Genomic DNA, 18,808 nt, shown 5'->3' with positions numbered 1-18,808 from the left:
TTATTTGAAAGCAGCTTTATGGAAACCGGAACACATTTGGTTGAGAAAAATAGGGGGAAACACTGTCCCATAAGCCAATCACTGTCTCTATCACACTCGCCACAAGGTATAGTAAAAAAATGGATGTTTACTACCTATGTTTAATCATCTTTCTTTTTACTCAAAAGTAAGGATAATTAATAACGGAAAATTCCGTCAATTTTTATGCGACGCTAGTGATGTATATTAGCTGATAGAGAGGGAAGTTTTCGATGAGAAAATACTCTAAGATGATAAAACCCTTTGATATTATAATGGTCGTTATCCTCCTAGTCATTTCATTTGTCCCAATGGCCGTATTTGCGATGAATCAAAGTAAGGAAGAAGAAGGAAATAAAGTCATCGCCATTATTACACAGGACGGCAAAGTCATTCGTGAAGTAGACTTAACTGGACATACGGAAAATGAGCAATTCATGATTAAAGGAAAAGGCAAACAATATAATCTAATTGAAGTGGAGAACGAGCAAATTAGAATTAAAGAAGATAATAGTCCAGACCAGATTGGAGTAAAGATGGGGTGGAAAGGCATACCTGGCCAAACCATTATTTGCTTGCCACATAAAGTGTTAATAGAAATTGTCGCAGAAAAACCAGAAGAGATGGAAGAGGATGGACTAATCTTATCTCATTGATTTTTAACATATTTTCAATCGTATTGTTTTCACTAAAAGAGCATGGAAATTATTTGAAATAAATAATTTCCATGCTCTTTATCCTTTTTCCATTTCCTTTACCTTATCTAAAATAGTAATCGTATCAATTAAATGATTGTTAAAGATTTTTTTTGCAACAGATAGAAGTTCAATGATTGCTGGGTCTCTTAGAGAATAAATGACTCGGTTTCCTTCTTTGTTCCCAATAACAATATTTTTAGTACGGAGGATACTTAATTGCTGTGACACAGCTGAACCTTCCAGCTCTAAAAGCTCGAGAATTTCATTCACACTTTTATCGCCTTGTGCCAAAATTTCTAATATTTTGATTCGTAAAGGATGGGCTAGTGCTTTAAAAAAATCTGCTTTAAATTGTTGAATATCTAGATTCAAATGCCTTCCTCCCTTTCTTCACTTACTTCCATGCTATCGCTGTTTTCTTTTTTATTTCCTGTTCTTGTTGATTGGAAAATGTTTCGCATTCATGAAAAGCAAAATGTTTACAGCCTTCACATTGCTGCTTATTAACAATGAGTAAGCTATAGTCAATCGCATCACCTGTATGCATAAAGAAATGCTTTTCTCCAATTTTTTCATATAAGCCGGTTTTCCGAAGGATGCTTTCTGGCTGAGGATTCATTCCACAGATTAAAACCTTGCCATGCTTGGAAAAGCTTTGAATAATATTGGCGAAATATGCCTCTCCAGTTAAATCCATGAATGGAACCTTCCCCATCCGCAAAATTAATATTTCAGGAGTGCGATGAATGGAGCGCAACAGGGTTTGTTCAAATGCTTGGGCAGCCCCAAAAAATAATGGTCCCTCTACATCGAAAATACTGATTTGCGGACAACCATGTGATCGTTTTTGATCGATTTTTTCTAATTTATTTGAATCACTAGGTAGTAGTTGAGATGTTTTCATTATATCACTCATCCGTTTAGTAAAGATAATGATAGCCAAAAACAAGCCGATTTCTACTGCTGTTGTTAAGTCAAAAAAGACGGTTAGCAGAAAAGTAACGCTTAAAACAAGGGAATCTCCGGTTTTTGTTTGGAGAATCATTCGAAATGATTTCTGTTCACTCATATTCCACGCTACTACCATTAATAAGGGAGCCATGCTTGCGAGCGGAATTCTGCCTGCAAAAGGTGCAAGAACTAATAAAATGATAAGGACTACAATCCCATGAATGATTCCAGAAAGAGGGGAAACCGCGCCGCTCTTTATATTTGTGGCAGTACGGGCAATTGCGCCAGTAGCTGGAATGCCTCCAAATAAAGGTGCAATCATATTAGCGATTCCTTGTCCGATTAATTCTTTATTACTATTATGCTTGTTGTTTGTCATACCATCTGCCACAACAGCAGATAACAGGGATTCAATGGCACCAAGAATGGCAATGACAAAAGCAGGTTGGATTAGTAATGTAACCCTGTCCCAAGTTATAGCAGGAAGGTGGAAGGATGGTAATGTATTTGGAATACCACCATATACCGAATCTATAGTCGCAATTTCACTAGGATAAAAAATAGTTGCAATAATGGTAGAAATAACTAATCCCATTAATGGTCCCGGAAGTTTTGGAAATATTTTTGGCGACAAAAGAAGGATCACAAGGCAAATAATAGCTGTAAGAATACTATAAGGAGTAACTGTATCGAAATGCTGGAATATTTCTCCCATATTAAGAAGAAAGGCTTCATGGTTTTCTATATCCTGCAGGCCTAAAAAATTTGGGATCTGGCCAGTGAAAATGATTACTGCGATTCCAGAGGTAAAGCCAATGGTGACAGATCTCGGAATATATTTAATAAGGGAACCAAGCCTAAATACGCCAAATAAAACTAAAATAATGCCAGCTAAAAACCCGGCAATTAATAGATTTTCAAAACCATAACTGAGGACGATGCCAAGCACGATAGGGATAAAAGCACCAGTAGGACCACCAATTTGAAACTTCGATCCTCCAAATAAAGAAATAAGAATTCCGGCGATTATGGTTGTATAAATTCCATATTCAGGATTTACACCAGATGCAATCGCAAAAGCCATCCCTAGAGGAATGGCAATAATACCAACAATGATGCCAGATGTAATATCTTTTCTAAAAGATGCAAACGAGTAATTTTCAAATCGATTATCATTCCAATTCCATTTCATAGTAGCCCTTCTTCTTTTGAATATTTATATATCTGATTATTTGAATATACTATTAGAATTTACGCCTTGTATGGGAAAAAGTCAAAGTGATTTTTGTGAACTTTTTTGTGTGTTTTATGAGGGGGGATTTTTTTAGGGATGGGTTTGGATCATAAATGCGATGGAGGCATTAAATTCAACTATATCACGTACTACTACTCATTAAAAATGTCCTAAATATAAAAATACATATATACTAATACCATAATGAAGCTAAAAAACCGATACAACAATGGGATGCATCGGTTTTTTGTATTTTCCTTATTCTTCATCCATAAATGGTTTATTTACATAATAGTACATAACGCCCATGAATCCGACTCCGCCTATTAAATTTCCTAATGTTACAGGAATTAAATTGCGAATAATTGCTGGAATCGTAATGGCTGGGTTTTGATCTAGTACATAAGAAATAGAGAATGTTGCCATATTGGCAATGCTATGTTCGTAGCCTGAAATAAAGAAACAGAATACGAATAAAATCATGACAGTAATTTTTGCAATATCTTCTTTTAAAGCCATAGGGATAAAGAAAGCTAAACAGACAAGCCAGTTACATAAAATGCCTCGAAAGAAAAGTTCACTTATGGGTGCTTCCAATTTAGCTTGTGCTGCATGAAGCAAATAGTCATTTACACTAGGAGACTTGAATAACCCCGTTAACAAGATGAAGATGGCAAAGAAAATGGCTCCAATAATGTTACCTGCATAGCTTGTTCCCCAAATTTTAAAGACATCTGACCATCTTATTTTTTTTCTTAATGCTGCATAAGTATAATAAAAGGTGTTCCCTGTAAATAAATCTCCGCCACCATAGGCGATTAGAATAATAGCTGCCCCGAATACTAAAGCTGCCATTGGATAGGCAAGCGGTGATTCCACTGCATAAAAGAAATTACCAGTTTTAAATGCAACAATGACACCAAAGCCAATAAACATACTTGCGACAACGGCACGCATAAAAAAGCGAAACTTACTTTTTTTATAGATTTTTAATTTTTTTAAGGCTAATTTTTCTACTTCGTGAAGTGATGCGCCTTCCATTGTTAATCCTCCTGAATAAGGTTTTCTTGTTTACCACTGTAGTTATGTTTCTTACCCTATTATTATCATGTTGATTCTTTATTAGGTCAATAATATTTTGTGAAAAAAATCACAATAATATTTTTTATTCGAAATTTGTTCACAATTTAATCAACTTTGCAATTATTTCTTTAGTATTCCCAAAAGTACCACTTTAAAATATACAAATAATATACAAGACTTTTCTGAAAATACAGTAAATAAGCATTGTTAAAGACAGAAAAAACAGATAAATATCGTATAATATCAACATGGAATAATTTGTCGAAGAATTCATGTTATATTTTCTTACAAATGTATAGACTTTATATTTATTCAATCATAAAATATAAGATGGAAACTAAAAAGGGAGTGAAGAGCTCATGACTTCAGCATATCGCATTTCGATGCTTGTAAACGATCAGCCGGGAGTTCTGGCTCGTATATCCAGCTTATTTGGAACGCATCATGTAAATATTGAAGATATAAAAACCAAAAATTATAAAAGAGAAGCAACAACAAGAATACAAATTTCTAGCTCTGCAGAAGAGAAGCAAGTACAAACTCTTTTAATAGGATTACAAGGATTAATGGATGTAGTGGAAGTAGATGCAGATGCCATCCATAAATCAGCTTTTCAACAAAAGCTGATTCAAAGTACGGACACGATTCAGGTACTAAGAGAGCAAAAAACTTTAAGCAAAAAAATATCTTACTGGCTCGTAGCCTGCAGTTTGTTTTTAACCTTATTTGGAACGAACATACCAGCTTCTCTTTATTCACTTTATCGTGCGGAATGGGGCCTTACGTCTGGGATGATTACCCTTGTGTTTGCCATTTACGCTTTTACTGTTATCCCTGCAATTGTCATTGCCGGACAATTATCTGATCAGATTGGGAAAAAGAAAGTGTTAATCCCAGGAATTTTCTTCTCGCTGATAGGAACCTTTTGTTTTACCATTGCAAATGGTTTGGGAATGCTTCTTCTCGGTCGATTATTCCAAGGTTTGTCTGTTGGTATTTTAAATGGAGTAGCAGTGGCTGCTTTAACCGAACTTGATGAGAAGAAAAATACGAAAAAGACTGCTTTAATATGTGCCCTTGCCGTCACACTCGGCAATGCATTTGGGCCAATTCTCTCCGGATTACTAGGGGATTTTGCTCCAATCCCATTAAGATTATCTTACTATGTGCATTTATTATTTATTATTCCGTGTTTTATCCTACTGTTTTTCCTAAATGAAAATATTAGACCAGGTTTGAAGCCTGTTCAATTAAAGAAGCCATTTGTACCAAAAGAAATCATGAAGCCTTTCCTGTTAGCTTCCCTTACTTCTTTTGTTGCATGGTCGATTATAAGTATGTTTATGTCTTTAATCCCTTCTAATCTGTCTAGTTTTACAACAGTTACTAGTTTAACGATATCAGGAATTGTAGTAGCACTCGGATTAATTGCTGCAGCATTAAATCAAATTTTACTAAAACAACTATCATTAATGAAATTGATTACAATCGGTTATGCCTTTCTTGCAGTGGGACTTGTGCTTCTAGTAATAACAATCTATACACAATCCCTAACATTATTGCTGATTTCAGCCGTACTTATAGGGGGAGGGAATGGACCCGCATATGCTGGAAGCTTAGCACTAGTAAATGAAGTTGCTCCAAGTAAAACAAAAGGAAATATTGTCTCAACTTTCTTTGTTATTACTTATCTTGGCGTGAGTCTTCCAGTAATCGGTCTTGGGTATTTATCACAGGCGTTTGGAGTTGCTGGGGCAGTTACCACATATGTACTAATTATGGGAACTCTCATATTGCTTATTTCCGGATTTGCTTGGAAAGAAAGAAAAACCATTTTTACAAAATAAAGATTGTCCAAAGATCAGTATTCCTTTTTGAAAGGAAGGCTGATCTTTTTTTGGTGAAGGAAAGTAAAAGAAATGTAAAGAATCAAAAAAAGTAATAATAAATATTAGACAGTTGAATAAAATGATGATGTAGTATTTTAAAAAATAAGTCTTTGGGAAGGGAATCTGCTTAGATATTTCCATAGTTATTAAATTGGAAGGCCCCATAGACAGAGACGATCTAGGAGGCTAAAGTGAATATTTATAAAAAGACAGTAGATTCCCTGAACCAATGAAAAAATGAATAGATAATGTGATAGATAAAAAAACAAAAAAAATGTCGAAAAGAGGTTGCTTTTTTTACACTATGGCTATATAATAAAAAACGTGTTAAAAATAAGTAAAAAAAATGAATAAATGCGGGTGTAGTTTAATGGTAAAACCTCAGCCTTCCAAGCTGATGTCGTGGGTTCGATTCCCATCACCCGCTCCATACATAAGCTCACAACGCAGTGTTTCGTTTCACTAAGAACGAAGTATTGCGTTTTTTATATTTTACGAGAGAACAAAAAAAATAAACCTAGTGAGGAGAGTATCTAACTTTAGAAACTCTCCTCATTAGGTTTATTCTACAATGGAAAACGAAGCTTCTCCTCCATGAACTTGCACAAACATGTTAAGTAAGGATTCTACCATTTGTTCTGCCTTTTCTCTTTCAATGGATGGGGAAAGATAGACAATTTGAATGGCATTTTTCGTAGATGATTGGACAGGGGCTCTGTCTGAATCGACAAAAGGGCTGCCAAATGGACCTAGTTCATCCTCTGATACAATTAAATTTTCGATTGAATTCATTCTTCCGTTAAGCCCAGCATATTGTTCACCATCTTTTCCAATCCGGATGTTTATAGTACCTTGAAGATTGGCACAATCATAAATACCGATAGGAACAGCATATTGAAGGGAAAAGAAGTTGTTAATATCAATACTGCTATTAATTGGCTGCAAGTAATTTTGTTTTTTGATTCGTCTAAGAAGACTTTCTGCCGAATGACGATAGCGATTTGGATCTTTGCCTGTTTTTTTGAAGATTTGTCTCCATTCCTTTACAGAAGGAATATCGATAATATTACTATCTTCCAAATCAAAAAAAATAGACTCTTGAAAAAGTCGCATGCGTCCCTTAATCATTTGGGGCGTGTCCATTACTTCCATCCCTTGATAGTAAATAAAGCCAATCTTAAAATTAGGAATTAATTGTTTAATCTGTTCTGATATAGAAATATCCAATATATACACCTCCACTATAGTTGTTGTCTATGTTATCCTATATTTTAGCGTAATCTATATAAAAAACCAATGAAAAGAAGGGAGGGAGACATTTATGGATTATCATGCATTAAAGGAAGATATTATAGAATATAGTAAAACAATTGGGATTGATAAAATTGGCTTTACAAGTGCTAGCACCTTTGAAGAAATGAAAGTACGCTTAATAACACAGCAAAAATTAAACTATCAATCTGGGTTTGAAGAGAAGGATATTGAGAAGCGGGTAAACCCCTCCCTTCTATTAGACAAGCCGAAATCGATTATTTCTATCGCTCTTGCTTATCCGTCTAAAATGAAGGAAAGAGTTGTTAGTAAAAAAGGAGAGCGCAGAGGTATTTTTTGTCGTGCTTCCTGGGGAACGGATTATCATATTGTTTTAAAAGATCGCTTGAAGAAGCTTGAGGATTATATACAAGAAAGAATTCCAGATGCGTTGTGTAAATCAATGGTAGATACTGGTGAGTTAGTAGATCGTGCTGTTGCACAACGAGCAGGGATTGGCTGGTCTGGGAAAAACTGTGCCATAATTACGCCGGAGTTCGGTTCATATGTGTATTTAGGTGAAATGATTACAAATCTTCCATTAGAGCCAGATACACCAATGGAAGATCAATGCGGTACATGTAATAAATGCATTGATGTTTGTCCAACAGGTGCCCTTATTCAAGGCGGGCAGTTAAATGCGCAAAGATGCATTGCTTTTCAAACACAGACAAAGGGATTTCTCGCAGAAGAATTTAGAGAAAAGCTCGGTAACCGAATTTATGGCTGTGATACATGCCAAACTGTTTGTCCGAAAAATAAAGGAATGGATTTTCACAATCATCCAGAAATGGAGCCAGATCCAGAAATCGCAAAACCATTGCTTCAGCCCCTCCTTTTTATTAGTAATAAGGAATTTAAAGAAAAATATGGTCATATTTCTGGTTCCTGGCGTGGAAAGAAACCAATTCAGCGTAATGCCATCATTGCACTAGCACATTTTAAAGAAGAAGGAGCAATTGGTGATTTAATTACGGTGATGAAAAAAGACCCAAGACCAGTCATTAGAGGTACGGCTGCTTGGGCATTAGGAAAAATTGGTGGCGATGAGTCAATGACTGCCCTACAAACAGCAAATCAACAAGAAGAAGATCAAGAAGTATTACAAGAAATTGAAGATGCGTTACAACGATTATCGCATTCGTTATAAGATTGTGGTGGATGAACGCCACTTTTTCGTGTGGGAAGAGGAAAAGTGGTTTTCATCAGTTGAATGAACGTCTTTCGATCAGTAAATAAAAACGGTTGTCTTCTAAATTAAACAGATATAATAAAAACGAGACAAAAAGAAGGAAATCCATCTCCTTCTTTTTTTGTACAGTTCTCCTTCCTTTAAACATATTAATTAAGGAAGGGAGTAGATACAATGAAACAACAGCTAATGGAGCTTATCGAAAAAAGAATGCAGCAGTGCGTGGCGAAAGAAAGAACAAGTATTGAAGACGAAAAATTTGCGCGGAAAAGAGATTGTTTCCATAGAAGGAATGCTGAAATTGTACATGTGAAGGCAAAGGGGAAAGTGGAAGATATTCAGAAAAAGGCGGAAGAGACGAAGGAATTGGTTTATACCGTTCATCTTCAATATTTCATTAAGCAAGGAGAACTATTTTTCGTAGAAGAAGAAGTGGAAAATAGAAAGGGGATTTTCTATAAAGGGGTATTAATTGAAGATAAAGAGATTGCCCCTGTCTATCCGGATTATCGAGAAAATCCTTTGTCTGAAGAATTTGGGAACAATACAGAAGGGTGGAGCCGATATTCATATGATCGGTTAAAAGCGGTTCAATATGCGGAAAAATGGTGGAATAGCTATAATCCGAAATATCATCAATTCGAAGTAGATTGCACCAATTATATTTCTCAATGTGTCCATGAAGGTGGTGCTCCGATGCGAGGTTATCCTAATCGCAATAAGGGCTGGTGGATGCAAAACAATAATTGGAGCTATAGTTGGTCAGTGGCCAATGCTTTTCCAAGGTATTTAGAAACCTCTACAACGGGTTTACGTGCCAAACAAGTAAATAATGCTATCGAGCTAAAACTTGGGGATGTCATTTGCTATGATTTCGAAGGTGATGGGAAATATAATCATACGACGATTGTTACAGGGAAGGATGCGAATGGAGAACCGTTAGTAAATGCTCATACGTATAATAGTCGAATGCGCTACTGGAAATACGAAGATTCAACTGCTTATACTCCAATTATTAAATATAAATTTTTTACGATTATAGATGGCTAAAAAACAGGGAATGTCCCTTTCGCATTTCATTTAGAGTAAGTGTATAATGGAACGGAAAGTAATAGTTAGAGGTGACAAACTTGGCAATACATATCGTCTTATATCAACCACAAATACCTTCCAATACTGGCAATATAGCTAGAACCTGTGCAGGAACAGACACTATTTTGCATCTAATTCGTCCGTTTGGATTCTCCACTGATGATAAAGCGTTAAAGCGAGCGGGGCTAGATTATTGGGAATTTGTAGAGATCCATTATTATGACTCTTTAGATGAATTTTATGAAAAAAATGAAGGCGGAGCATTTTACTATATTACGAAGTCTGGGGAAACCCCTTATGCCTCTTTTAATTACAGTGATATAAACAAAGATCATTACTTTATATTTGGAAGTGAGACAACAGGTCTTCCGCCAGAACTTATCCAGAATAATGTAGATAGAACGGTTCGAATTCCAATGACAGATAATATTCGTGCTTTTAACCTTTCGAATACTGCGGCAATTCTCATTTATGAGGCATTAAGGCAACAAAATTTTGGGCATTTAAAAAAATAGTACAGAAACAATATCGGAGTGTAAATCGTAATAGATTTATACTCTTTTTACTATAATTGGAATAAAGGAGAATGAACATAACATGGCATTCACCGTATCAAAAGATCTCATCTATTTATTAAGTTTTTTTCTCCTGCTTTTTTGAACAGAAGGATATTTGAGAAAAAAGCTAAAACTATTAAATAAAATGGAAAAAAGGTTCATCCGCTACAAAAATGGTTAGATTTTACGGTGATACCCAGTGCTATCCTATTATTGTTTGTATTTGATGGTCCAATAGTAAGTATGTATATATTAATTTGTCATAGCTTTCTTCAATCCTTTATGGAGTGGAGGGGTAATAAAAAGTCAAAAGAAGCTATTATCTATTTAGCAAATGGGCTAATTCTTTTTATCATGACTAATATTGGTATATTATTAGGCTATAGTCATTATCAGTAATGGTTGGAGACAATAAGAAAATTAAGGAGAGAATTCCATGAATCAAACAATCGAAACAATCCTAAATCATCGATCTGTAAGAAAATTTACAGATAAGGAGTTAACGCAAGAACAAATTCGTCTTCTTGTGGAAGCGGCCCAAAGTGCTTCTACTTCTAGCTTTGTACAAGCATATAGTATTATTGGCGTAAAAGATAAGGAAAAAAAGAAAAAATTAGCAGAATTAGCAGGGAATCAGCAATATGTGGAAAACAATGGACATCTGTTTGTTTTCTGTGCAGATTTATATCGGCACACTGTTGCTTCAGAAATGGAAGGGAAAAAGGAATCAGCACAGGATTCTATTGAGAGCACGGAAAAATTTATGGTTAGTCTGATTGATGTAGCTTTAGCATCGCAAAACATGGCAATTGCTGCTGAGTCATTAGGACTGGGTATTTGTTACATAGGCGGAATTCGCAATAATTTAGTTGGTGTGAGTCAATTATTAAAAACTCCAGATCATGTTTTACCAGTGTTTGCTTTAGTCGTAGGTTATCCAGACCAACAAACAGAGAAAAAACCACGAGCTCCTTTTCAGCATATATATCACGAAAATGAATATGAGCAAGATGTAGAAAAATATAAACAAGAGCTACAGGAATATAATAACGAAATCACTGCTTATTATCAGGAAAGAACAAATGGGAAGAGAACAGATACATGGACAGCTCAGATGGCTGCTAATTTTGAGCAAAAATCACGTATGTATATGAAAGAGTTTGTTCACGAAAAGAAACTTGATTTGAAATAATGAAAGACAGATTAAGTAATATATTTAAAAAAACAGTATCTAAGTGAAATAGATGCTGTTTTTTTATGCAAATAAAAAAGAAAATATTTCCTATTAAATAATAATTGTTATTCTATAGCGGTTCTCCGTGTTAAAGATACAGTTTTCCCTTTATGGTTTAGGGTCTTTTAAAAAACTATTCTTTCTTTTAAGCATGTTCGCATTCGCTGGTGCATAGATTATATTAATCGTCTCTGATAATGTGACAGGGGAGGTCCATATGAATATATTAAAGAAAATCGAGATGTATAGACAAGAAGAAGAGTTGTTGAAGTGGGAAGGGACTTTTGGAGAGTACTTAGAAATCTTGAAGGAAAAGCCATGGGTAGGTCAGTCCGCGCATTCTAGAGTATATAACATGATTAAAGATGCTGGCATTGATGAAGTAAATGGGAAAAAGCAATACAAATTTTTCTCTGATCAGCTCTTTGGATTAGAAGAGCCATTAGAAAAGCTAGTAGAAGAATATTTCCATCCAGCTGCCAAACGTTTAGATGTAAGAAAACGTATTTTATTATTAATGGGTCCAGTCAGCGGTGGTAAATCCACTTTGGTAACGATGCTGAAAAGAGGATTAGAAGCATATACCTACACAGACCGTGGAGCTGTATACGCGATCAAAGGTTGCCCAATGCATGAGGATCCGCTTCATATGATTCCACATAGTCTAAGAAACGATTTCTTTGATGAATATGGGATTCGTATTGAAGGCAATTTATCTCCACTTAATATGATGAGACTGCAAGAAGAATATAATGGAAGAATTGAAGATGTGATGGTAGAAAGAGTATTTTTCTCAGAAGATAAACGAACTGGGATTGGAACCTTTAGTCCATCTGATCCGAAATCACAGGATATTGCAGATTTAACAGGAAGCATTGATTTCTCTACCATTGCGGAATATGGATCAGAGTCTGATCCACGTGCCTATCGTTTTGATGGAGAGCTAAATAAAGCGAACCGAGGCATGATGGAGTTCCAAGAAATGCTGAAATGTGATGAGAAGTTCTTATGGCATTTATTATCATTAACACAAGAAGGAAACTTTAAGGCAGGTCGATTTGCTCTTATCTCTGCAGATGAGTTAATTGTCGCTCATACGAATGAAACAGAGTATCGCTCCTTTATTTCCAATAAAAAGAACGAAGCATTGCATTCCCGTATTATTGTTATGCCTGTTCCATATAATTTAAAAGCGTCAGAAGAGGAAAGAATCTATGAAAAAATGATTCGAGAAAGCGATGTTGCGAATGTGCATATTGCGCCACACACGTTGAAAATTGCCGCTATTTTTACCATTCTAACTAGATTGAAAGAACCGAAAAAAGGGGATATTGATTTAGTAAAGAAAATGCGCTTATACGATGGTGAGAATGTGGAAGGCTTCGGTTCAGCTGACCTAAAAGAATTACAAAACGAATATGGCGATGAAGGAATGAGTGGTATTGATCCGCGTTATGTAATCAACCGGATATCCTCTACGATTATTCGCAAGGATGTAACAAGTATCAACGCACTTGATGTGCTTTTATCTATAAAAGAAGGATTGGATCAGCATTCTTCTATTACGAATGAATTAAAAGAAAAATACTTAAATTGCATTTCCTTAGCGCGTAAAGAATACGATGAAATTGCCAAAAAAGAAGTACAAAAGGCATTTGTTTATTCTTATGAAGAGTCTGCTAAAACGTTAATGGATAATTATTTAGACAATGTAGAAGCGTACTGCAATAAAAACAAGCTGCGTGATCCATTAACTGGTGATGCGATTAATCCAGATGAAAAACTAATGCGTTCTATTGAAGAACAAATTGGTATTTCAGAAAATGCGAAGAAGTCATTCCGTGAAGAAATTTTAATTCGTATTTCTGCATATGCAAGAAAAGGAAAACGATTTGATTATAACTCTCACGATCGCTTACGTGAAGCAATCCAGAAGAAGTTATTTGCAGATTTAAAAGATGTTGTTAAAATCACTACTTCAACGAAAACTCCAGATGAGCAGCAATTGAAGAAAGTCAATGAGGTGGTTGCACGTTTAATTGATGAACATGGCTATAATTCCACATCTGCCAACGAGTTATTACGTTATGTAGGCAGCTTATTGAATCGTTAAATAAATTGGTCAAAGGGAGGAACACGCTAAATGGCGTCTGTTCCTCTTTTGCCTAATAGGAAAGTTTGGGGAGAATAATGTGCCATGAAATAGGAACACATGAACCGACCCTTTTTCTAAAAAAAGTAAAATTATCGGAATTATTAGTAAATTATTTCGTCCATCTGCATATGATAGAGTAATCACTTTATTAAGATATAGTGATACCCAAATTAGTGTATGCGAAAATCACTTGATTCGTGCAAAAAGTATAAAAAATTTTTAGGAGGGGTAAGATGACGGAAAAACCAAATAAACATCAGTTTGTAATATCCCAAGAAAATTGGTCCCTCCATCGCAAAGGCCATGATGATCAGCAACGTCATCAGGAAAAAGTGCAAGAGGCCATTAAAAATAACCTACCTGATTTAATTACAGAAGAAAACATCGTCATGTCAAATGGTAGAGAAGTTGTGAAAATTCCCATTCGTTCATTGGACGAATACAAAATTCGATATAATTATGACAAAAACAAACATGTAGGGCAAGGAAATGGAGATAGTCAGGTTGGCGATGTGGTCGCACGCGATGGATCTGGAAATCAAAAGGGCCCAGGAAAAGGGCAAGGAGCTGGAGATCAGGCAGGAGAAGATTACTTTGAGGCAGAAGTATCTTTAATGGAATTAGAGGAAGCCTTATTCAAGCAATTAGAATTGCCGAATTTAAAACGAAAAGAGCAAGATCAAATTGTCGTGGAGAATATTGAATTTAATGATATTAGAAAAGTTGGGTTAATGGGTAATATCGATAAGAAAAAAACAATGATATCTGCATTTAAGCGTAACGCGATGTCTGGAGTACCAGCCTTTCACCCCATTTATCCAGAGGATTTAAAATTTAAAACCTGGAATGAAGTGCAAAAGCCAGAATCAAAGGCAGTCGTCCTTGCGATGATGGATACAAGCGGTTCGATGGGCTTATGGGAAAAGTATATGGCTAGAAGCTTTTTCTTCTGGATGACAAGATTTCTTCGTACCAAATATGAAACAGTGGAAATTGAATTCATTGCCCATCATACAGAAGCAAAAGTCGTTTCGGAAGAGGATTTCTTTTCAAAAGGAGAAAGTGGAGGCACCATTTGTTCCTCTGTATATAGAAAGGCATTAGAGTTGATTGATGATAAATACGATCCAGGTCGATTCAATATTTATCCATTTCATTTCTCAGATGGAGACAATTTAACGTCAGATAATGCTAGATGTGTAAAATTAGTAGAAGAGCTGATGGAAGTTTCCAATATGTTTGGATATGGGGAAGTCAATCAATACAACCGGCACAGTACGCTTATGTCCGCTTACAAAAACATTCAAGATGAAAAGTTCCGTTACTACTTATTAAGACAAAAAGCAGATGTATTTAATGCGATGACAAGTTTCTTCCGAAAAGAGGAAGAAGGACAGATGTATGCATAAAGAAATTGTGGCACAACTCATTATGTGGGTTGTGTTTTTTGTGGGAAGGGACAAGTAGTATTCTCTGTCCCTGTTAAATAAGGGTAAATAAACAAAATCTAAATTTACCACCTTTTAAAACTTAGTGTGCCATATTCTTATGTAACTAATACAGATAATCAAGAACAAGGAATAAACTGCTTAAGGAAGCACATATTAATGCAGAGGCGGTTATTTAATGGAGAAAAATAAAATGGAGAAGCGATTTTTAAAGGGATTATTAATCCTAAATTTACTGATCCTGCTGCCAATTTTATATAGAAAACCCCCTATTAGGGATTGGATTATTGTTTTTGTGTATAATGGTATTACAAATGGGATAGTTGATATGATCTTAACATCTCATAAAGTAATTAGATATCCAGTTCGTTTTCTGCCCAAGAAATTTAGAATACATATATTATTTGACTTCTTAATTTATCCTACATTTACCGTTTTCTACAACCAATTAACGAAGAGAGATAAACCTTTTGCTGTTTTCTATAAATTGATTTTATTTACCATTCCCTTTTATTTTATTGAATTATGGGCTGAAAGAAAAACAAAGCTAATTGAATGGAAAAAAGGGTGGAGATGGTACTATAGCTTTTTAAGTATTATCCTGAAATCTTTATTAACTAGATTAGTTATAGAGACTCTAAGGAAACTGAATTTTTTAACTAAATAATTCAGTTTCCTTCTTAATATGTTTATGAACCTAATCACAGGGGGAAAATGGTGATGTATATTCATTCTTTCTGCCCTAATTTAAAAGAATACATAGTTATTTCCTTTTTTTTATTGTAAAATAGCGAAGTAGAATAGTGTAACACAGATTGTTTCATTCATAAATAGTAAATACTTATTGACGTGAATAGGATAGAATGTTGATCCAAGAAAGGAAAGCAAATGACGAAAATCGTAAATATCATTCTTTTACTTAATGTTATCGGAATAGTTCTATATGCAGCTGGAATCCTTAATACGGATATTTTCAGGGTGGAGTTTTTATCCTCTGGTGTTATTATGCTTCTTTTTGGTCTAAGAGATGTTGTTGTTAGAGGTGCGAAAAGAAAAAGACGATAGTGGATATGTAACTCTTCTTAAAAACGGTAGAAAGGGGAGCGAAAGATGAAGCCTATTTATCGATGGATCTATATATTTTTAGGGACACTCTTTTTAGTTTTAGGGATTATTGGCGTGTTTTTACCTTTGTTGCCAACTACCCCTTTTTTATTATTAACCTCCTTTTTTTACACAAGAGGTTCTGAGCGTATCAATAAATGGTTTCGTTCGACAACTTTCTATCATGAGTATGTCAAAGGATTTCGCAAAGGAGAGTTAACGAAAAAGCAAAAGATAAAAATCATCATTACTTGTTATATTTGCTTAGCCATTAGTGCTGTCCTTGTTGATCATCCATTTACTAGGATTATCTTGGGATGTATTGCGGTTGCCCAAGCAATATCGATGTTTATTATAAAGACAAAAAGAGAGAATCCAGAAATCACCATAAAAAAATAAGCATAACCCAGTGGATAGACCTTTTTGGTAGATCCTTTTTTTATCTTTTTAAAATGTGCTTTTTAGTAGTAAAAAAATGATTAGAGAGGAGGTGGTCTAATGCCAAATATATGGGATCCAGAATATACGATAACAAGGGAACTAGCTTCTCATTTAATTGAGACTCAGTTTTCAATTAGTGTTCATTCTATTATAGAAATAGGAGAGGGATTTGATAATACTATATTTCTCGTCAATAATCGTTATACGTTTCGATTTCCAAGAAGAGAAATTGCGGTTAAGCTATTACGAAGCGAATGGGCATTGTTACGAATAATTGCTGGTAAACTACCACTTCCAATTCCAAAGCCGATTTATTTAGGTACAGAAACTCAGGATTTCTCACTAGTTTTCATAGGGTATGAGCATTTACCAGGAAATACTCCACAAGATGTAACGAATGAAGAAAGAATGCAAATGGTAAAACCATTAGCACTTTTCTTAAAAAAATTACATTCTTTTTCAACAGAGCAATTCAAGAATGTCCCATATGATGAGTTCGATCGACTTCATATCGATAAAAGAAAATCCCACTTAATCGATTCAATGAAGAAGTTGCAGATACATGAAAATATACCTTTATTCCAATTAGCTGAGGACTATGCAAAAAATATAACACATATAGCCGTTCCGACTGTTCATGTCCTTACACACGGTGATCTGCATATTCGTAATATGCTTGTTAATGAAGATAAAGAACTTGTGGGAATTATTGATTGGGGAGATACACATATTGGTCATCCTGCTGTTGATCTATCGATTGCTTACAGTCTGTTTCCTATTGAAGGTAGAAAGCAATTTTTCTCTATTTATGGGGAAGTTGATGAGGATATGTTAAAACTCGCTCAATTTAAAGCAATATTTACGATAATTTCCTTGCTTGCTTACAGTATAGACAAGAAGGATAAGAGCCTTTATCAAGAAGGGAAAATCAGTTTAGCTCTGGCTTTGTCATGAGAATGGATCGTTATGGATTTATTGGATGAGAAAACATGAGTAGCTGAATATAAAATAACCGGACGGTCCATAATTGTTTACGCCCGGTTATTATTATTAATTACTTAAATCCCAGCACTGGATGGGGAATATATGGCTCTTCTAAGTTAGCAATCTCTTCTTGTGTCAATTTTAATGAAAGAGCAGCAACTGCATCTTCAAGATGGTGGAGCTTAGTTGCGCCAATAATAGGTGCAGTAACAGTCTCCTTTTGTAATACCCAAGCTAGTGCAACTTGCGCGCGAGGTACGCCGCGTTTTTCTGCTATTGCTTTTACTCGTTCTACTACTTGACGGTCCGCTTCTTCAGTGTGGGAGTATAACGTTTTTCCGAATTCATCGGTTTCTTTACGAGTGCTTGTTTCTTCCCAATCTCTAGTTAAACGGCCGCGTGCCATTGGACTCCAAGGAATGACCCCAATCCCTTCTTCTTTACAAAGGGGCAACATTTCTCGTTCTTCCTCGCGATAGAGCAGGTTTAAGTAATTTTGCATCGATACGAAACGAGTCCATCCATTCTTTTCCGCTATATGATTTGCTTTTAAAAATTGCCATGCATACATAGAGGAAGCACCAATATAGCGGGCCTTCCCAGCTTTGACTACATCATGCAATGCTTCCATTGTTTCTTCAATTGGAGTTTCATAATCCCATCTATGTATTTGATAGAGATCGACATAATCGGTACCAAGCCTTTTTAAACTATTGTCGATCTCACTCATAATTGCTTTTCGGGAAAGGCCAGCACCATTAGCGCCTTGACGCATTCTGCCATGTACCTTTGTAGCAAGAACGACATCATCACGATTCGTAAAATCACGCAATGCACGTCCAACAATTTCTTCACTTGACCCATCAGAGTAGACGTTTGCAGTATCAAAAAAATTAATGCCAAGCTCCAATGCTTTTTTGATAAATGGACGACTTTCGTTTTCTGTTAATGTCCAAGCATGACCACCACGATCGGGTTCTCCATAACTCATACAACCAAGACAAAGACGGGAGACTTCTAAACCAGTAGAACCTAATTTAATATAATCCATTTACTACTCCTCCTTTTGGTTTTATTATAAAGAGTGGTTATTAATTAAGCGAGGGATATGAATTCTGTCTGTAAAGATTTACATAATTGGAAGAACCAATATTTTTGTTTATTTTTGAAAAAGTAAATATTTGGTAATGTTAAGTAGAGTGAAAAGTGATTAGATGATATGGAAAACATTTGTTTTACCAAATTTAAACTTACCATGTGGTTTAATAATGAATAGTACTATTGAATAGAAGGTTAAGGATGTGAATGAATGATAGAGTTTTTTGCTATTTTTGGATTTTATTTATTACCAGTTTATTGCATTATTTTCTGTTTAAATCTTGTTTCACTACTAAAGAAAATACAGGAGGAAGATAAT

The 18,808-nt window shown here is 35.2% G+C and carries 18 protein-coding genes and 1 tRNA gene; 14 read left to right on the top strand and 5 right to left on the bottom strand.

The genetic code is table 11. The features are described from left to right. Positions 1-251: 251 nt before the first annotated feature. Positions 252-674: a NusG domain II-containing protein gene (locus QQZ16_RS13310; protein ID WP_048717317.1), complete on the top strand. Its 423-nt coding sequence runs from the start codon at positions 252-254 to the stop codon at positions 672-674. Between the two features lie 78 nt (positions 675-752). On the opposite strand, the gene QQZ16_RS13305 is transcribed toward QQZ16_RS13310, so the two are convergent. From QQZ16_RS13305 to QQZ16_RS13295, 3 genes are all read right to left on the bottom strand, one after another. After that, positions 753-1,088 carry an ArsR/SmtB family transcription factor gene (locus tag QQZ16_RS13305; RefSeq protein WP_031535787.1) on the bottom strand — a complete coding sequence of 112 codons (336 nt, stop codon included), beginning with the start codon at positions 1,086-1,088 and terminating at the stop codon, positions 753-755. Between the two features lie 22 nt (positions 1,089-1,110). Further along, positions 1,111-2,859, bottom strand: a complete 1,749-nt coding sequence (locus tag QQZ16_RS13300; RefSeq protein WP_048717319.1) for a SulP family inorganic anion transporter — start codon at positions 2,857-2,859, stop codon at positions 1,111-1,113. A gap of 300 nt (positions 2,860-3,159) precedes the next feature. Then, on the bottom strand, positions 3,160-3,942 hold the full coding sequence (locus tag QQZ16_RS13295) for a formate/nitrite transporter family protein (RefSeq protein WP_031535785.1): 783 nt from the start codon (positions 3,940-3,942) through the stop codon (positions 3,160-3,162). A gap of 401 nt (positions 3,943-4,343) precedes the next feature. Here QQZ16_RS13295 and QQZ16_RS13290 point away from each other — a divergent pair, with 401 nt between their 5' ends. Then, complete coding sequence (locus tag QQZ16_RS13290) at positions 4,344-5,831, top strand: MFS transporter (protein ID WP_031535784.1); 1,488 nt, start codon at positions 4,344-4,346, stop codon at positions 5,829-5,831. A gap of 398 nt (positions 5,832-6,229) precedes the next feature. Then, a tRNA-Gly gene (locus tag QQZ16_RS13285) sits at positions 6,230-6,303 on the top strand. A gap of 131 nt (positions 6,304-6,434) precedes the next feature. Here QQZ16_RS13285 and QQZ16_RS13280 read toward each other — a convergent pair. Beyond that, positions 6,435-7,100 carry a B3/B4 domain-containing protein gene (locus tag QQZ16_RS13280; protein ID WP_031535783.1) on the bottom strand — a complete coding sequence of 222 codons (666 nt, stop codon included), beginning with the start codon at positions 7,098-7,100 and terminating at the stop codon, positions 6,435-6,437. 94 nt (positions 7,101-7,194) lie between these two features. On the opposite strand from QQZ16_RS13280, the gene queG reads away from it, so the two are divergent. The 11 genes from queG to QQZ16_RS13225 all read left to right on the top strand — a co-directional run bounded on the left by queG (position 7,195) and on the right by QQZ16_RS13225 (position 17,361). Then, positions 7,195-8,334, top strand: coding sequence for a tRNA epoxyqueuosine(34) reductase QueG (gene queG, locus QQZ16_RS13275; RefSeq protein ID WP_048717328.1), 1,140 nt, complete (start codon positions 7,195-7,197; stop codon positions 8,332-8,334). A gap of 216 nt (positions 8,335-8,550) precedes the next feature. Continuing rightward, entirely contained in the window at positions 8,551-9,426 is an 876-nt protein-coding gene (locus QQZ16_RS13270; protein WP_284561402.1) for an amidase domain-containing protein, read from the top strand. A gap of 80 nt (positions 9,427-9,506) precedes the next feature. Next, positions 9,507-9,983, top strand: coding sequence for a tRNA (uridine(34)/cytosine(34)/5-carboxymethylaminomethyluridine(34)-2'-O)-methyltransferase TrmL (gene trmL / locus QQZ16_RS13265; protein WP_031535776.1), 477 nt, complete (start codon positions 9,507-9,509; stop codon positions 9,981-9,983). A 231-nt stretch (positions 9,984-10,214) separates the two neighbouring features. Next, positions 10,215-10,424, top strand: coding sequence for a hypothetical protein (locus QQZ16_RS13260; RefSeq protein ID WP_284561401.1), 210 nt, complete (start codon positions 10,215-10,217; stop codon positions 10,422-10,424). A gap of 37 nt (positions 10,425-10,461) precedes the next feature. Further along, positions 10,462-11,217, top strand: a complete 756-nt coding sequence (gene nfsA / locus QQZ16_RS13255) for an oxygen-insensitive NADPH nitroreductase (protein WP_031535770.1) — start codon at positions 10,462-10,464, stop codon at positions 11,215-11,217. Positions 11,218-11,476: 259 nt separating this feature from the next. Next, the gene (locus tag QQZ16_RS13250) at positions 11,477-13,372 is read left to right on the top strand and encodes a PrkA family serine protein kinase (protein WP_031535769.1); all 1,896 of its coding nucleotides are present in this window, start codon (positions 11,477-11,479) and stop codon (positions 13,370-13,372) included. 275 nt (positions 13,373-13,647) lie between these two features. Next, entirely contained in the window at positions 13,648-14,823 is a 1,176-nt protein-coding gene (gene yhbH, locus QQZ16_RS13245; protein ID WP_048717332.1) for a sporulation protein YhbH, read from the top strand. Positions 14,824-15,040: 217 nt separating this feature from the next. After that, positions 15,041-15,529, top strand: a complete 489-nt coding sequence (locus tag QQZ16_RS13240; protein ID WP_031535767.1) for a CBO0543 family protein — start codon at positions 15,041-15,043, stop codon at positions 15,527-15,529. A 221-nt stretch (positions 15,530-15,750) separates the two neighbouring features. Further along, positions 15,751-15,927, top strand: coding sequence for a hypothetical protein (locus QQZ16_RS13235; protein ID WP_155986735.1), 177 nt, complete (start codon positions 15,751-15,753; stop codon positions 15,925-15,927). 45 nt (positions 15,928-15,972) lie between these two features. Further along, positions 15,973-16,365 (top strand): DUF454 family protein, encoded by a 393-nt coding sequence (locus tag QQZ16_RS13230; RefSeq protein ID WP_031535765.1) that lies wholly within the window; start codon positions 15,973-15,975, stop codon positions 16,363-16,365. A gap of 99 nt (positions 16,366-16,464) precedes the next feature. Further along, on the top strand, positions 16,465-17,361 hold the full coding sequence (locus tag QQZ16_RS13225; protein ID WP_048717335.1) for a phosphotransferase: 897 nt from the start codon (positions 16,465-16,467) through the stop codon (positions 17,359-17,361). 100 nt (positions 17,362-17,461) lie between these two features. Here the strand turns inward: QQZ16_RS13225 and QQZ16_RS13220 are convergent, their stop codons facing one another. Then, positions 17,462-18,442: an aldo/keto reductase gene (locus QQZ16_RS13220; protein ID WP_048717337.1), complete on the bottom strand. Its 981-nt coding sequence runs from the start codon at positions 18,440-18,442 to the stop codon at positions 17,462-17,464. Between the last annotated feature and the right edge of the window lie 366 nt (positions 18,443-18,808).

Source organism: Bacillus sp. T2.9-1 (genome assembly GCF_950097965.1).
GTDB classification, from domain to species: domain Bacteria; phylum Bacillota; class Bacilli; order Bacillales; family Cytobacillaceae; genus Niallia; species Niallia hominis.
This window is presented reverse-complemented; position numbering and strand designations above follow the sequence as displayed.

Bases quoted from the DNA above. Each gene is read 5' to 3' on its own strand.
- QQZ16_RS13310 (WP_048717317.1), top strand. From the start codon at position 252: ATGAGAAAATACTCTAAGATGATAAAACCCTTTGATATTATAATGGTC.
- QQZ16_RS13300 (WP_048717319.1), bottom strand. From the start codon at position 2,859: ATGAAATGGAATTGGAATGATAATCGATTTGAAAATTACTCGTTTGCA.
- QQZ16_RS13295 (WP_031535785.1), bottom strand. From the start codon at position 3,942: ATGGAAGGCGCATCACTTCACGAAGTAGAAAAATTAGCCTTAAAAAAA.
- QQZ16_RS13290 (WP_031535784.1), top strand. From the start codon at position 4,344: ATGACTTCAGCATATCGCATTTCGATGCTTGTAAACGATCAGCCGGGA.
- queG (WP_048717328.1), top strand. From the start codon at position 7,195: ATGGATTATCATGCATTAAAGGAAGATATTATAGAATATAGTAAAACA.
- QQZ16_RS13270 (WP_284561402.1), top strand. From the start codon at position 8,551: ATGAAACAACAGCTAATGGAGCTTATCGAAAAAAGAATGCAGCAGTGC.
- nfsA (WP_031535770.1), top strand. From the start codon at position 10,462: ATGAATCAAACAATCGAAACAATCCTAAATCATCGATCTGTAAGAAAA.
- QQZ16_RS13250 (WP_031535769.1), top strand. From the start codon at position 11,477: ATGAATATATTAAAGAAAATCGAGATGTATAGACAAGAAGAAGAGTTG.
- yhbH (WP_048717332.1), top strand. From the start codon at position 13,648: ATGACGGAAAAACCAAATAAACATCAGTTTGTAATATCCCAAGAAAAT.
- QQZ16_RS13240 (WP_031535767.1), top strand. From the start codon at position 15,041: ATGGAGAAAAATAAAATGGAGAAGCGATTTTTAAAGGGATTATTAATC.
- QQZ16_RS13235 (WP_155986735.1), top strand. From the start codon at position 15,751: ATGACGAAAATCGTAAATATCATTCTTTTACTTAATGTTATCGGAATA.
- QQZ16_RS13230 (WP_031535765.1), top strand. From the start codon at position 15,973: ATGAAGCCTATTTATCGATGGATCTATATATTTTTAGGGACACTCTTT.
- QQZ16_RS13225 (WP_048717335.1), top strand. From the start codon at position 16,465: ATGCCAAATATATGGGATCCAGAATATACGATAACAAGGGAACTAGCT.
- QQZ16_RS13220 (WP_048717337.1), bottom strand. From the start codon at position 18,442: ATGGATTATATTAAATTAGGTTCTACTGGTTTAGAAGTCTCCCGTCTT.